This window comes from Nostoc sp. CmiVER01 (genome assembly GCF_034531135.2).
In the GTDB taxonomy this organism is placed as follows: domain Bacteria; phylum Cyanobacteriota; class Cyanobacteriia; order Cyanobacteriales; family Nostocaceae; genus Nostoc.
This window is the reverse complement of sequence record NZ_JAVRBU020000076.1, coordinates 1-587: the sequence shown is the minus strand read 5'-3', so window position 1 is coordinate 587 and position 587 is coordinate 1. Positions and strand designations below refer to the sequence as shown.

Annotated in this window: 1 protein-coding gene; it reads right to left on the bottom strand. The window is 50.6% G+C overall.

Annotated features, from left to right (window positions below; translation table 11 throughout):
• Positions 1–587 (bottom strand): tetratricopeptide repeat protein (locus RMZ43_RS36065; protein ID WP_428851039.1); only part of this gene is annotated, 587 nt, incomplete at both ends.

The window sequence follows — 587 nt, the reverse complement described above, 5'->3', positions numbered from 1 at the left end:
TAGAAGCCATTCCAGAGCGATCGCCTAATTCTGTTCTCAGTGTCAAAGATTGTCGATAGAGGGTTTCGGCTGCATCCCAGTTGCCGCGATTGCGCTCTATAGAACCCAACGATGCCCAACTAGAAGCCATGCCAGAGCGATCGCCTAATTGTGTCTCAACTTCTAAACATTGCCTATACAGGGTTTCGGCTGCATCCCAGTTGCCGCGATTGCGCTCTATATTTCCCAACGATGCCCAACTAGAAGCCATACCAGAGCGATCGCCTAATTGTGTCTCAACTTCTAAACATTGCCGATAGAGGGTTTCGGCTGCATCCCAGTTGCCGCGATTGCGCTCTATATCTCCCAACACTCCCCAACTAGAAGCCATTCCAGAGCGATCACCTAATTCTGTTCTCAGTGTCAAAGATTGTCGATAGAGGGTTTCGGCTGCATCCCAGTTGCCGCGATTGCGCTCTATATCTCCCCACTGTCCCCAAATAGAAGCCATGCCAGAGCGATCGCCTAATTCTGTTCTCAGTGTCAAAGATTGTCGATAGAGGGTTTCGGCTGCATCCCAGTTGCCGCGATTGCGCTCTATATCTCCC